This is a genomic window from Psychroserpens mesophilus (assembly GCF_050617655.1).
GTDB lineage: Bacteria > Bacteroidota > Bacteroidia > Flavobacteriales > Flavobacteriaceae > Psychroserpens > Psychroserpens mesophilus_A.
On record NZ_JBODQC010000393.1, the window covers coordinates 1 to 246 of the forward strand.

The 246-nt window shown below is 57.7% G+C and carries 1 protein-coding gene; it reads right to left on the bottom strand.

What is annotated here, in order from left to right; translation table 11 throughout:
* Positions 1–246, bottom strand: a 246-nt coding sequence (locus ACRHNM_RS17735) for a glutamate ligase domain-containing protein (RefSeq protein WP_431137962.1), incomplete at both ends; no start/stop codon positions are given.

Genomic DNA, 246 nt, shown 5'->3' on the forward strand with positions numbered 1-246 from the left:
TTGTCGGCCCCCAGGCAAATAATGGCCTTGACCTTTTCACGGACCAGGGGCATCAGCGGTTTGTAGTCGTTGCCCTTATCGACGCCGCCAACAATCCACACCGTCGGGGCCGTCATGCTGTCCAGGGCGTAAAACGTGGCATTTACGTTGGTGGCCTTGGAGTCATTGATATACTGGACGTGATGAATCTTGAGTACCCGTTCCAACCGGTGGGGCGCCCCCTGGAAATTGGCGACGCTCTCCCGG